The 13,326-nt window shown below is 72.9% G+C and carries 12 protein-coding genes; 6 read left to right on the top strand and 6 right to left on the bottom strand.

The window, feature by feature from the left end; genetic code table 11:
• Positions 1 to 134 precede the first annotated feature (134 nt).
• Positions 135 to 911, bottom strand: coding sequence for a protein kinase (locus ADL05_RS15765; RefSeq protein ID WP_053617729.1), 777 nt, complete (start codon positions 909 to 911; stop codon positions 135 to 137).
• Positions 912 to 1,062: 151 nt separating this feature from the next.
• On the opposite strand from ADL05_RS15765, the gene ADL05_RS32450 reads away from it, so the two are divergent.
• Positions 1,063 to 1,497: a hypothetical protein gene (locus ADL05_RS32450; RefSeq protein WP_369800947.1), complete on the top strand. Its 435-nt coding sequence runs from the start codon at positions 1,063 to 1,065 to the stop codon at positions 1,495 to 1,497.
• 33 nt (positions 1,498 to 1,530) lie between these two features.
• Here the strand turns inward: ADL05_RS32450 and cutA are convergent, their stop codons facing one another.
• Together cutA and ADL05_RS15755 are read right to left on the bottom strand one after the other, a co-directional pair.
• A complete protein-coding gene (gene cutA, locus ADL05_RS15760) occupies positions 1,531 to 1,854 on the bottom strand; it encodes a divalent-cation tolerance protein CutA (protein WP_053617728.1) in 324 nt (107 codons plus the stop codon).
• A 306-nt stretch (positions 1,855 to 2,160) separates the two neighbouring features.
• A complete protein-coding gene (locus tag ADL05_RS15755; RefSeq protein ID WP_053617727.1) occupies positions 2,161 to 3,096 on the bottom strand; it encodes a carbohydrate kinase family protein in 936 nt (311 codons plus the stop codon).
• A 208-nt stretch (positions 3,097 to 3,304) separates the two neighbouring features.
• Between ADL05_RS15755 and ADL05_RS15750 the strand changes: the two genes are divergently transcribed.
• The 4 genes from ADL05_RS15750 (at position 3,305) to ADL05_RS15735 (ending at position 8,716) form a co-directional block, all read left to right on the top strand.
• Positions 3,305 to 6,025 (top strand): bifunctional GNAT family N-acetyltransferase/acetate--CoA ligase family protein, encoded by a 2,721-nt coding sequence (locus ADL05_RS15750; protein WP_053617726.1) that lies wholly within the window; start codon positions 3,305 to 3,307, stop codon positions 6,023 to 6,025.
• Positions 6,026 to 6,111: 86 nt separating this feature from the next.
• A complete protein-coding gene (locus ADL05_RS15745) occupies positions 6,112 to 6,690 on the top strand; it encodes a DUF5998 family protein (RefSeq protein WP_082376449.1) in 579 nt (192 codons plus the stop codon).
• A gap of 403 nt (positions 6,691 to 7,093) precedes the next feature.
• Positions 7,094 to 7,915, top strand: coding sequence for an enoyl-CoA hydratase-related protein (locus ADL05_RS15740; RefSeq protein WP_053617724.1), 822 nt, complete (start codon positions 7,094 to 7,096; stop codon positions 7,913 to 7,915).
• Between the two features lie 147 nt (positions 7,916 to 8,062).
• Positions 8,063 to 8,716 carry an MBL fold metallo-hydrolase gene (locus tag ADL05_RS15735; protein WP_053617723.1) on the top strand — a complete coding sequence of 218 codons (654 nt, stop codon included), beginning with the start codon at positions 8,063 to 8,065 and terminating at the stop codon, positions 8,714 to 8,716.
• A 17-nt stretch (positions 8,717 to 8,733) separates the two neighbouring features.
• Here ADL05_RS15735 and ADL05_RS15730 read toward each other — a convergent pair whose 3' ends face one another.
• The 3 genes from ADL05_RS15730 to ADL05_RS15720 form a co-directional block, all read right to left on the bottom strand.
• On the bottom strand, positions 8,734 to 11,061 hold the full coding sequence (locus tag ADL05_RS15730) for a CHAT domain-containing protein (protein WP_231640766.1): 2,328 nt from the start codon (positions 11,059 to 11,061) through the stop codon (positions 8,734 to 8,736).
• Between the two features lie 251 nt (positions 11,062 to 11,312).
• Complete coding sequence (locus ADL05_RS15725; RefSeq protein ID WP_053617722.1) at positions 11,313 to 11,744, bottom strand: hypothetical protein; 432 nt, start codon at positions 11,742 to 11,744, stop codon at positions 11,313 to 11,315.
• Positions 11,744 to 12,322: an RNA polymerase sigma factor gene (locus ADL05_RS15720; RefSeq protein ID WP_082376448.1), complete on the bottom strand. Its 579-nt coding sequence runs from the start codon at positions 12,320 to 12,322 to the stop codon at positions 11,744 to 11,746. The genes ADL05_RS15725 and ADL05_RS15720 overlap by 1 nt, the downstream gene beginning before the upstream one ends.
• Positions 12,323 to 12,634: 312 nt before the next feature.
• Here ADL05_RS15720 and ADL05_RS15715 point away from each other — a divergent pair, with 312 nt between their 5' ends.
• Positions 12,635 to 13,129: a DUF3145 domain-containing protein gene (locus ADL05_RS15715; RefSeq protein ID WP_053617721.1), complete on the top strand. Its 495-nt coding sequence runs from the start codon at positions 12,635 to 12,637 to the stop codon at positions 13,127 to 13,129.
• Positions 13,130 to 13,326 lie beyond the last annotated feature (197 nt).

The raw sequence follows: 13,326 nt of genomic DNA, 5'->3' as shown, positions 1-13,326 counted from the left end.
CAGGGGTCGACTCTGTGTCGTGCGGGCCCAGGCTACCCCGGAAGGGCGACACCACTCAGGGGACCAAAGACCGTGTCGGTGGGCCGAGACGTACCCCAACGAGCCCGCCGTCCAGACCCAGCACAGGGCACCACTCACTCCTTGAGGTGCCCGTGCCACGCTCTCGCGGCGTCCAACATGGCCCCCAACCACTTCTCCTCAGGCCGGAGCTTGGCGAACCACTGGTGCATCCGGACATCCACCACAGCGAACACCCTCAGCTCCTCCTCTGTGGCGACCTCCCACAGGTTTGTCTGGGACACCCATGACTCGGCTGACTCCGGGGTGTGCCCGGCCGACACCAGCTGAATAGCCAGGCTGCTCGGCATGACCGCCGCAGAGGCGCGGGTGGGCCACTCCCAATCCACCACCCAGCTCCGGCCGGTGAGGTCGACAAGGACGTTGTGGCCATGGAGGTCGGCGTGAGTGAACGCGTCGCCCCGCAGGTGTGGCTTCTCCTCGTCAGTGGCGAACCGATCCCACCTGGTGTCCTCCCACTCTTCGGCGACCTTGGGTAGCCCGAGATCAGTGATGCGGTTGACCGCCTCCACAACAGAGGGAAGGTCCCCGGAGCCGGGGGTGAAGTCCGTGGCGCGGGCGTCCAGAGCGTCCGTCCCGATCACGAACCACGCCTTGTCTTCGACCTGGAACCGAAACCGGGGGGCGGCATCCCCCAGGTGCGGCCCGATGGCGGCCTCTCGGTGCGCGGCGTCCAGGTTGCCGCCTGCCTCGTTCGGAGTGGCCTTGATGAAGAACTGACCCAGCTCGGCTTCGACCACAGCGGTGGTCGCCACCCCGAACCCGTCCGTCACCGGCTTCATGGCGCGAACTGGTCCGGTGTGTGGGGTGATGAGTTCCTCTAAGGCCGTCATCTGCGTTTGTCCTGTCACGTTCGGGGCCTACACCCGGACCTAGGAGTACCTGGGGAGCAGTAGTCGTCCGGGCCGCACGGGATCGGGTTTGGCGGTGCAGGTTGCCGAACACTCCTGGCGCACCTCGCTGATCGCGTCCGTCAGCGCGTCGATGGAGGGCGCCGATCCGGCTCGGACCGCGCTGATCGCGACATGGCACGACACCGGGGAGACCCGCAGCGGCGATGTCAACCACCTCGGAAAGAAGTACATCGACGGTTCAGCGGACCCGTGTGCTATCGCCGAGGACCAAACCGAGGGGATGCCTGCCGCGCTGGCGGAGATGGTGCGTGGCGCGGTCGCGGAGTACGAAGCACGCGGACCCCTGAAGCGATATGCGCGAAGGATGCAGACAAGCTGGAGTGCCTTCTCCAGGGCGTCGAGTACAAGGCACAGGGGCACGGGTCGACACAGCGGTGGATCGACAACCCGCGGGCACGGCTTAAAACGAAGAGTGGTCAGGCATTGGCGGATGCGGTGCTGGCCGGGGAACCAATGGACTGGCTGCGGGGCGCGATGGGGAGAGGTAGTCCGGCGTCGGGTGTGAGGTCGCGGACGTCCTGGAGCTTGCCCGTGCAAGTCAGGGCGCGGTGGTGGACCCGACCCACCGCAGGTAGTCCTGTGACCCCTGCACGATCGGTGTTGCCACCACCTCAGGGTTCTTCCACGGGTGGTGGCCGATCAAGTGGGTTTCGATGTCCGGGTACCGGTCGGCGCGGGCGTAGAACACCAGCTTGAATTCCTCGCCGACACCGAACTCGCCCAGGTGCCAGAACACTGATCCCACGGGGCCGATGACCTGTGCACCCGCCGCCAGCTTCGCCTCCACCACACCTTTCGCGAGTTCGACGGCTTGGTCGTGGGTCTCGGTGGCGGTCGATACTTGCACGTAGTCGCTGCTCATTGGGCTCTCGATCTGGGGTCGGGGGTGTTCCTGATGGTGGGGTTACCCCGGATCGGCGGGTTCGCACCGTCGCGGGACGCCGCCGGATATTCACAGGTTCGAGTTGGGGTGGCGGGGGCAGCGTTCGCGGTGACTCTGGAGGGATGAGGGTTGGTCGGGCCGCACCCATTGGGGGATGAAGGCCGACCGATCTGGTGAGTGTCGTGCGCGCTCCAGGGGCGACACACGAAACCGGACCCCACCACGTGGAGTCCGGTCTCGTGTCGAGTGCGTGCCGCCCAGCCGAGGGGACGGCCGAAGGTGCGGTTAGCGGATGCGCTGGCCTCTGGGGGCTCCGCGACGCACCGGCTGGCCCTCGCCCAGGTCCGGGCGGGCGCCGGGCTGGTGCAGGGCGCGGGCGGCGAGGTGGTGTCCGCGGCCCAGCGCCTCTTTGGGATGGCGCCCGGCCAGCCACGCGGGCAGGAAGCCCGCGATGAACGCGTCGCCGGCGCCCACGGACCCCGGACGCGGCTCCACCGGCTCGGCGGGAGCGGTCACGCAGTCCTCACGCGTCTTGGACGCCCACAGCCCGCCCTGGTCGCCGAGCTTGATCACGACGTTGGGGAACCAGGCGGTGAGCACCTTGGCGGCGGCCTCGGGCTCGTCCCGGCCGGTCAGCACGCGGGCCTGGTCGACGTTGGCGAACAGCAGGCGGGCGCCCTGCGTCCAGTCCAGGAAGTTCTCCGCGCCCGCGCGCTCCAGCGGGGCGTGCGAGCCGCCGTCCACCGAGATGGACATGCCGCTCTCGCGGGCCATCCGCAGCGCCACCCGCGCGGCGCGCCGGGAGTCGGCGTTGATCAGCGTGTAGCCGGACACGTGCAGGTGCCCGTCGGGACCGAACACGTCGCGCGGCAGGTCCTCGGGCTGCAGGCGCGAGTTCGCGCCGGGGTCGCTCAGCATGGTGCGGTCGCCCCGGTGGGTGATCATCACCACGCACGTCCCCGTGGGGCGCTCCGGATCCATCACCATGCGCGAGTCCAGGCCGTAGCCCATGAGTTCCATCTCGCGCGTGCGCCCGGTGATGTCGGAGCCGCGGCGGCCCACGAACGTGGTCTCGATGCCCTCCACCGCCAACCAGGACGCGATGTTCGCGCCGGACCCGCCGCCGTACATCGTCACCGACGCGGGGGTGTCGCTGCCGCGGGCCAGAGGGTGGAACGCGCGTGCGACGGCATCGGTCATCAGATCACCGATGACGACCACTCGAGTCATTTCGCCAACCACCGCCGAGGGTTGAGATCTTGCATGCCAGCACGACGTTAACAGGTGAAGCGTCAGCGGCGTGTAACGAACTGACAGCGCCATGGACACGTGGGACGCCGTTCCGGCGGGACGCGATCGGTTCGCGCGTACCCGCCCCGCGGAGCCGGGGTTCCCCTTCGAGGGCCCATCGTCGTCTAGTCTCGCAGTCGTGCAGTCCTACCCGAACCACTGGGAAGCCGACGTCGTCCTGACCGACGGAGGCACCGCGCACCTGCGCCCCATCACTCCCGACGACGCCGACCTGCTCCGCGAGTTCCACTCACGGCTCTCACCGGAGACGATCTACTACAGGTTCTTCGCGCCCTACCCCAAACTCTCCGACCGCGACGTCACCCGGTTCACCTCGGTCGACTACGAGGACCGCGTCGCGCTGGTGGCCACCATCTCCGACTCGCTCGTGGCCGTGGTCCGCTACGACAAGGTCGCGCCGGAGGAGGCCGAGGTCGCCTTCGTCGTCGAGGACGGGCACCAGGGCCGCGGGCTCGCCTCGGTGCTCCTGGAGCACATCGGCGCGGCCGCGCGCGAACGCGGCATTCGGCGGTTCATCGCCGACGTGCTGCCCGAGAACCGGCGGATGATCAACGTCTTCCGCGAGGCCGGGTACACCGCGCAGCAGACCTTCGACGAGGGCGTCATCCGGCTCACGCTGGACATCCAGCCCACCGACGACTCCACCGAGGTCATGCGCGCCCGCGAACAGCGCGCGGAGTCGCGCTCCATCGCGCGCCTGCTCTTCCCGCGGTCGGTCGCGGTCATCGGTGCGAGCCGCACGGCGCACACCATCGGCCAGACCGCCCTGCGCAACCTGCTCACGGGGGAGTTCCAGGGACCGGTCTACCCGGTGCACCCCGAGGCCAGGGCGGTCGTCGGCGTGCGCGCCTACCCCTCGGTGCTGGACATCCCCGACGAGGTCGACCTGGCCGTCGTGGCCGTGCGCGCCGAAGCGGTCGCCGAGGTCGTGGACCAGTGCGCGGAGAAGGGCGTGCACGGCCTGGTCGTGGTCAGCTCCGGGTTCGGCGAGATCGGGCCCGAGGGCCGCGCCCGCCAGGACGATCTGGTGCGCACCGCGCGCGCCGCCGGCATGCGCGTGGTCGGCCCCAACTGCCTGGGGATCGCCAACAGCGACCCCGCGGTGGCGCTGAACGCGACCCTGTCGCCCGACCTGCCCCCGCGCGGCCCCATCGGCTTCTTCTCCCAGTCGGGCGCCCTGGGCCGGGCCATCCTCCAGCGCGTCGCCGAGCGCGGCATGGGCCTGTCCACGTTCGTCTCCGCGGGCAACCGCGCCGACGTGTCCGGCAACGACCTCGTCCAGTACTGGCAGGAGGACCCGGCCACCGAGGTGGTCCTGCAGTACCTGGAGTCCCTGGGCAACCCCCGCAAGTTCACCCGCCTGGCCCGGCGCCTGGCCAAGCAGAAGCCGGTCGTGGCGGTGCGCAGCGGCGGGTCGGCGCAGGCCACCCCGACCGGGCACGCCGCGGGCGGGCTGGCGCTGCCCGACTACGCCGTCACCTCCCTCTTCCAGCAGGCGGGCGTGGTGCGGGTGGACGACATCACGCAGATGTTCGACGCCGCGCAGGTGTTCGCCTACCAGCCGCTGCCCGACGGCCCGCGGGTGGGCGTCATCGGCAACTCCGACTCCCTGGAGCTGCTGGTCAAGGACGCCGCCGTCCGCCAGGGCCTCAAGCCGCACGAGCCGGTCAACCTCGGTCCCCAGGCCACGGCCGAGGACTTCGACCGGGCGCTGGAGGCGATGCTGGCCGCCGAGGACGTGCACTCGGTGGTGGTGGTCTTCGTCCCGGCCCTCCAGCCGATCGGCGACGACGTCGCCCGCGTGCTGCGCGCCCGGGCCAAGGACTCCGACAAGCCCATCGTCACCACCTACCTGGCCCGCCAGGGACTGCCCGAGGTGCTGCGCCAGGTCGGGTCCAACGGTGAGACGCTGCGCGGATCGGTGCCCTCCTACCCCGCGCCCGAGGACGCCGTGCGCGCGCTCGCCCACGCCACCCGGTACGCCCAGTGGCGCAACCGCAAGCCGGGCCGGCACCCCGAGCTGCCCGACATCGACCGGGCGCGTGCCCGGTCCAGCATCTCCCGCGCGCTGGCCAAGTCGCAGGGTTCGGGACAGGACATCGCGTGGTTCGGCGGGGAGCGCCGCTACGACGAGGAGACCGCGGTCTCCAGCGAGGACGCCCGGGACCTGCTGGCCAGCTACGGCATCGCCGCCTACCCCGACCTGCCGGTCTCCTCGGCCGACGAGGCCGTGGTCGCGGCCGGGGAGCTGGGCTACCCCGTGGTCGTCAAGGCCGACGCCCCCGACCTGCGTGTGCGGGCCGGCGGCACGTTCGTGCGGGCCGACCTGCGCACCCCCGAGGACGTGCGCAGTGCCTACCTGTCCCTGCACGACAGGTTCGGAGCCGAGGCGGAGCTGGTCGTGCAGCGCATGGCCGCGCCCGGGGTGCCCACGGTCGTGCGCGCGGGCGACAACCAGTCGTTCGGCTCGGTGGTCTCCTTCGGCCTGGCCGACGTGACCGCCGAACTGCTGGACGACCGGGCCTTCCGCCTGGCTCCGCTGACGGACATGGACGCCGCGGACCTGATCCACGCGGTACGGGCCGCGCCGCTGCTGTTCGGGCTGCCCGCCGGTGCCACCTCCCTGGCCGAGCAGCCCAACGTCGAGGCGCTGGAGGAACTGCTCATCCGGGTCTCGCGCCTGGTGGAGGCCTTCCCCGAGATCGGCTACGTGGACCTGGACCCGGTTCTGGTCAACGCCACGGGCGCGCACGTGTTGGGGGCGCGCATGTGGCTGCGCGAGGCGCCCGAGGTCCGCCCCGACGCCGGGCCGCGACGACTGCGCGGGGTGACGTTCTGATCAGGAACTGGTCGACCCGTTTCACATCCCGGTCGCGAAGTGTCGCGGGAAGGAGGCAGGATAGGGGTATGAGGAAAACACGCGCCGTGTCCACCGACTGGCGGCTGGAGATCGAACGGAGCGGCTACTACCCCGCGCTGGTGATCGACGCCGTCGCCACGGCTCTGGGCGACGAGAGCGCCGAGGCGTTCATCGTCCACCACGAGGCGACCTTCGACCCGGCCATGGAGATGCGCCGGCACATCACGGTGATGGTGTTGACCGCGACGCGCCTGGTGGTGTGCCACACCGACGAGCATCCGCCCACCGAACCGGGCGGCGCCTCGCACGCCTCCACGACCACCGACTGCATCCAGCTGGGCAACATCCAGTCCGTGGCCCTGACCAGGGTCGTGCCGAACCCGGCCCAGTACACGCCGGGGAGCCTGCCCAGCGAACTGGTGCTGAGCGTCAACCTGTCGGTCAACTGGGGCGCGGTCGCCAACATCGACCTCGAACCGGCCGCCTGCGCGGACGAGACCTGCGAGCTCGACCACGGCTACACCGGATCCATCACCGCCGAGCCGCTCACCCTGCGCGTGAGCGAGGCCGCCGACGGTGCCGACGCCGTGGCGGCGATGCTGGCCTTCGCCGACTCGTTGTCCACGGCGACCACCCGGCGCTGAACCCGGCCGACACCGGGGCCGGAGGAGCCCTCCCCGGCCCCGGCCGCCCCCGTGCCCCGGGGGTTCGGCCCCTCGTGTCCGCTCGTGTTACACAGGGTCGTCCGACCGTCACGCGGTCTTAACGAACCGGCTCCGTACACCCGTGGTGCCGTGACGCTCCGTCCGTCTAAGGTTGAAGCGGTTTTGTGTACACCGCCACGAACGAGGCGGACCCGGCCACAAGCCGGGCACGTCGCGTGCCCCTCGGGTCGCGGAGGGTCTGCGGAGGGCGCACGGGTTCCGCGGGAGGCGCCGCCGGCCGACGAGCTCGTCGGCGGGGCGGGCCGACGACGGCGAACCCCGTCGCGCGCGCTCACAGGTCCCCCGCGAGCCCGCGAGCGCGTCACAAGAAAGGCAGCCTGCGATGACGCAGCACCCGTCCCCGACCCCCTCCGGCGACCGGACCCTGGTCCGTCTCGACGTCGACCGAGCCATCGCCACCGTCACGCTCGACTCCCCGCGCAACCGCAACGCCCTGTCGGCCCGACTGCGCTCGGAGCTGTCCGCGGCCCTGTCCGAGGCGATGGCCGACGACGAGGTGAGGGGCGTCGTCCTCACCGGTACCGGTCCGGTGTTCTGCGCCGGAGCGGACCTGAAGGAGGTCGGCGCCGCCCTGGAGGGCCGGGACGTCGAGCCGGCACCCGAGCTGCCCGAGATCTTCGAGCAGATCATGGGCGCGCCCAAACCGGTGATCGCGGTGCTCAACGGCGCGGCACGGGCGGGCGGGATCGGCCTGGTGGCCGCCGCCGACATCGCGCTGGCACCCAAGAGCGCCACGTTCGCCTTCACCGAGGTGCGCATCGGCGTCGTCCCGGCGATCATCTCGGTGCCGGTGTCCGCGCGGATGCACTCGCGCCAGTTGAGCCGGTACTTCCTCACCGGTGAACTGTTCGACGCCTCCGCGGCGGCCAGGGCGGGGCTCGTCACGCAGGCCGTCCCTGACCGGGAGATGGCGCACGCCGTGGACGCGGTGCTCCAGGGCCTGCGGGGGTCGGCGCCGCGCGCGCTCTCCCGGACCAAGGAACTGCTGGGCGAGCTGGGCGCCGGGGCGCTGGCCGCACCGGACCGGCGCAAGGAGGCGTTCGCCCGGATGGGTGAACTCTCGGCGGAGTTCTTCGGCGGGGAGGACGCGGCCGAGGGGCGGGCGTCGTTCTTCGAGAAGCGCCCGCCGCGCTGGGCCCAGTAGCCGCCCTCAGGAGCCGCCCCCAGGAGCCGATCCCGCGTCCGTCCCCGCGCCTCGCGGGACGGTCGGTCGTCGGACGCCCGGTGGCCCGGGCGTCCGACCTGTGTGCCCCGGGTGCGCACGCACCTCCCGTCGGGCCACAATGGTCTGGTGAGCTACTCCGGAGATACGAGGGTCGGCGGCCCCGCCGACCTGCGAAAACTACCGCACCTGACGATCGCCAAGCTGGCCGTCGGCCCGATGGACAACAACGCCTACCTCCTCACCTGCAGAGCGACGGGCGAGGCCGTGCTCATCGACGCGGCGGCCGAGGCCGACCGCGTTCTGGAGCTGATCGGGGAGAACGGCCTGACCAGGGTCGTCACCACGCACCGCCACCAGGACCACTGGCAGGCCCTCGCCGAGGTCGTCGGCCAGACCGGCGCCCGCACCGTCGCCCACCCCGACGACGGTGACGAGCTGCCGGTCTCCGTGGACGAGCCGGTGGTCCACGGGGACACCGTTCCGGTCGGGGACTGCGCCCTCACCGTCATCCACCTTCGGGGGCACACGCCCGGGTCGATCGCGCTGCGCTACGACGACCCCGGAGCACGCACCCACCTGTTCACCGGCGACAGCCTCTTCCCGGGCGGCGTCGGCCGCACTGGGTCCGACGCCGACTTCCGCTCCCTGCTCGGGGACGTGGAGGAGCGCGTGTTCGGCCCCCTGCCCGACGACACCTGGGTCTACCCCGGCCACGGCCGGGACACCACGCTCGGCGCCGAGCGCCCCAGCCTGGCCGAGTGGCGCGAGCGGGGCTGGTAGCCGCTCGGGCCCGGCGTTCAGGCGCCGAAACAGCAGAAGCCGGACCGCCCGAGGTGGAGGGCCACCGCCTCGGGCACCGGCGTCCCCGCCACCAGCGCCCGGTGGAAGGCGCGCATGGCCGCGCCCGTCGCGGCGTCCTCGACCGGTACGGGGCTGGCCACCACGGTGCGCGTGCCGCGTGCCAGCAGCGCTCCCACGAACCCCGACGGCAGACCGGGCGCGGTGGCGAAGCCGCGTCCGCTCCAGCAGGTCGACAGGGTGACCACGGCCGGTGCGGCGGGGGCGTCCCGCAGGTCGCAGGCGAGCAGGGGGCCCTGCGGCAGTTCCACGGACGCCAGGAGCGGCGCGTCGTCGGGGACGCGGCCGTGTGCGGCCAGGTGCACGAGGTCGGCGCGCCCGAACCCCGCCAGCACGTCCTCGGGGCTGGTGCGCGCGCCGGTGAGCACGTGCGCCGAGGGATGCAGCCCCGCGAGTTCGGCGACCTCGGTCCGGGCACCGGCGGGCTCGGTCCCGGCCACGAGCAGCACCCGGCGGGGTGTCGGGGCGGGGGCGGTCCGCTCGGCCCAGAAGCGGGCGGTGGGCACCAGCGACAACGTGCGTCCGCACAGGGCGGGCAGCATGCCCCAGGGCGGGTCGCCCAGCGCCGGATCGGCGGCCACGACGAGGGCGCGGTCTCCCACCAGCGACAGGACCGGTGCCAGCAGCGCGTGGACGGTGTCGCCCGCGGACGTGGGCGCCCCGTGCGAGCGCGGTGCCTCGTGGGCGAAACGGGCCAGGGCCCGCGCGGCGCGGCGGAACGGTCCCAGGGGTCGTGCCCGCACTCCCGTGGACGTCGTGACGATCGCGACCAGGTCACCCGACGCGCGCACCAGGTGGACGAACGCCCGGTCCGCCAGGCGCTCCACCAGCGCGGGGACCACCGGCGCCGCGGGGCGGTCCGGACGCGCGGCCGGACCGGAGGTGTACAGGGCACGCCAGCGCTCCGACTCCCACCGGCGCGCGCCGACACGCGGATCGGTCCCCCGCGCCAGCGCGGCGCGGTAGCGCTCGGTCAGGGCGAGCAGAGCCGCGGAACGGGGTGCGTGCGGCCCCGGGACCAGGGGCGCCGCCCAGGTGCGGCCCAGGTCCGCCCATTCCAGGGCGGCGGCCGCGTCGCCGTGCAGCAGCGCGCGCTCCAGACCGGCCCGGACGACGTGGGGGTCCGCGGCGGCCGGGCCCGCCCACGCCCCGGGAGCGGTGTCGCTGCCCCGGGCCAGGGCCCGCAGGGCGCGGTGGGCCGTGCCATCGCGGACGGGTGCCTCGGGCGCGACCAGGGGAGCGCGCAGCGCCAGGGCGACCTCGGCCCACTCCAGGGGGCCCGCGGACCTGGCGGCGTCGATCGCCTCCGGCGCACCACCGTCCCCGGCCACAGCGAAGGCTTCGGGTGCGCCGGTCACACCGGCACCGGCGGCCAGGCTCGGCCCGATGGGGCTGGGGGAGCAGCGTTCGGGTGTGTCGGGAGTGACCCGAGAGCCGGGGGCACTGGTGTGGGCGACGGCGCCGGGCGTGGCGAGAGTGCCGGTGGCGTCCACGGTTCCCGGGGTGCCGGGCGTGACGGCGGGACCGGTCGGTCGGGAGTTCCGGCACGCGCGGTGGGCCATGTGCTCCAGGCGAACGGCGAGGCGGTGCCAGAGCGAACCCGTGCCGTTCGATCGCCGGACGCACCGGATGAGCTCGACCGCCCGGGTCGGCGATCCGTCGAGCAGGCGCAGCTTCGCCTCGACCAGCAGGGCCGCGGGCGCCGCGGCGCCGTCGTCGCTCCAGGCCCCCTCGTGGAGGGCGGTCGCCGCCTCCTCCACCAGCCCCTCGGCCAGCAGGGCCTCGGCGAGGTCGACGTGCAGGGCGTCGCGCCGGTTGGCGGGCAGGCGGTGGCGCAGGTCGAGGAAGGTCCCGATGGCCGACACGGAGTCGCCGCGATGCAGCGCCAGGCAGCCCTGGTTCTGTCGGACGACCAGGTCCATGAGCGGCAGGCGCCGTTCCTGGGCCAGGGCGCGCGCCTCGCGCAGGTCGTCGTCGGCCGGTCCGTAGCGGCCGCACAGCGTCTGTGCCAGGCCGAGGTTGGCCAGCACGCCGGGGACGACCGGGGCCGACGCGGTGATGGGGTGGCCGCGGAGCCGGGCGCGCGCGTCGGTGAGCAGGAAGACGGTGTCCTCGAACCGGCCGTGCTGGGCGAGTTGGACGCCGTGGGCCACCCGGCGCAGCAGCGCGTGCCCCGAGCCGGGTTCGTGCGCGGGACGCGCGGAGCGGTGGAGGGAACGCCCGCGGGTACGGGACGCCGGTGAGCCGGGCTGGGGGGTGGATGGCACGTCCGGCCGCCTTTCGGGGGTGGGTCGGTGCTCGGCGGGCCCTGGTGGGCGACCCACTACGGAGAGTGGCGCCCACCGGCCAGGTCCCAGTGAACAGCAGTGACCCGGGGCGGCGGCAGCGTTGAGCCCGGATTCGGGTCCGATCCGTGGGCACGAAGCGGGGCGAAGACCGGCAAAACCGGGCGGGCGCGACCGGGTTCGGGGAGGACCCGAACACCCGATGGGCGCAACCGCATCTGTGACTCGCAGGGTCAGACCGTGAACCAGTCCGTGATCACCGGGGCGCGGCCCGGACGGCGCACCTCCAGGCTGAGCGGGCCCCGGTCCAGGCCCGTGACGGCGAAGCGCCCGTCGGCTCCCACCCGCACGCCGAACGAGCGGCCGGGCCGCCGTACCCGGAGGTCGGCCTCGTCCACGTGGCCGGTGAGCTGGCCGTGCACGGTGCGGTCGACCGACCCGCGCGGGCCGCGCGCGGGCGCGAGGACCTGGACGGCGAGTCCCAGGTCGTCGTGGTCGAACCGCAGCGACGCCGTGACCGGCTCGGGGTCCGCGCGCGGTGCGCTGGGCCGGAGGGGCGGATGCTCGGTGAGGCCGGCCAGGTCGGCGCCGTCGTCGCGGCGGTCGAAGGCCGCCAGGGCGGCGGCTCTGCCGTCGGTGTCCCTCGGGGAGTCGGTGCGGTCCATCACTCGGGGCCCTTCATGACGCGGCGGAGGGTGCGGATGATCCGGCGCCGGTGGTTGGCGGCGGCCCGCGGACCGCCGCCGTGGACCCAGGCCGGTGCGGGCGTCTCGTCCAGGTAGTGCAGGACGGCGATCCTGTCGCGGGTGTCGGTGAGGCGGCGGATCGCCCGGTGGAGCTCCTCGTGCCGCTCGCGTTCCAGATACGCGGACTCCGGATCCGGGCCGTCCGCCGGAGCCAGATCGGCCAGCATGTGCGGGTCGACGGGGCGCTGGCGCAGCGCGTGGCGGCGCTGGCGGGTACAGGCGTCGTTGGTGACCCGGCGCAGCCAGGCGCGGAGGCGGTCCGGCTCGCGCAGTCTCGGCAGGTACTGGTTCAGGGTGAGCCAGACGTTCTGCACCGCGTCCTCCCGGTCGGGAACGGAGAGGCGGTAGGAGCGCGCGATCGCGTTCACGAGCGGGAGGTGCCTGTCGACGATGAGCTCCCAGGCGCGGGCGTCACCGGCGCACGCGCGTCGGACGAGTTCGGCGTCCCCGGGTTCGAGGCCGTCAGAATCCAGGCCGGTTGTGGCCGAAATCGGCAAGAGATGGGGCGATTGATGCCCGTTTTGTGATAGAAGTACGATTTCCGGGGAGGGAACGACCGTGTGGATGGTCTCGTGCGACTGGTCTGGCAATCCCGCCCCCACTATGATCGGACTCCCTGTCCGTTCTGGGGCTCACGCTAGTCTCTGGGGGTTCCGGTCGCGGAGGGAACGCTGGAAAATACCAGCGTGAACGATGATTCCCGAGGTGCCCTTGGGGCACAATGGGGCAAAAGGTATCCAGGCGGGTATGCAACCTTCTCGTGATACGAGGGCGTCGGGGAAGCGCACTCGTTCGTATCAGGAGGTTCGGTGTCCGCACGTGGCGTCTTGTACGTCCACTCCGCGCCCGCGGCGCTGTGCCCACATGTCGAGTGGGCGGTCGCGGGCGTCGTTGGAGTACCCGTGAAACTCGACTGGGTCGCTCAGCCGGCGGCACCGGGCCACCACCGTGCCGAGCTGAACTGGCAGGGCAGGCCCGGAACCTCGGGGGAGATGGCCTCCGCGCTGAACTCGTGGCAGCGCCTGCGCTTCGAGGTGACCGAGGAGGGATCGCCCGGGTTCGACGGCGTGCGCTACAGCTACACGCCGGCCCTGGGCATGTTCACCGCCGTCACCAGTGCGGCCGGTGAGGTCCTGGTCCCCGAGGCGCGCCTGCGCCGTGCCGTGGAGGAGGCCGCTGTGGGCGGTACCGACCTCGCCGAGGAGATCCATCGCCTCACCGGGCGCCGCTGGGACGAGGAACTCGAACCGTTCCGCTACGCCGGCGACGGCGCCCCCGTGCGGTGGCTGCACGCGGTGGGCTGACCCGGCCCGCGGTCGGCCGCTGGGGCGGACTGGTCCGCGCTCGGCCGGGAGCGCCGACCCGGCCGGAAGGTGCGCCCGGGCCGCCGCTCCGGTCCGGTTCGCGGCGCCACGCGGTCGTCCGCCGGGGCGGTTCGTGCACGCAGTGGCGGGCCCGCGCGGCCCGCTCACCCGCACGTCCCCTTACCGGCACGTCCTGC

The sequence above is a fragment of the Nocardiopsis sp. NRRL B-16309 genome (genome assembly GCF_001279585.1).
In the GTDB taxonomy this organism is placed as follows: Bacteria; Actinomycetota; Actinomycetes; order Streptosporangiales; family Streptosporangiaceae; genus Nocardiopsis.
This window is presented reverse-complemented; position numbering and strand designations above follow the sequence as displayed.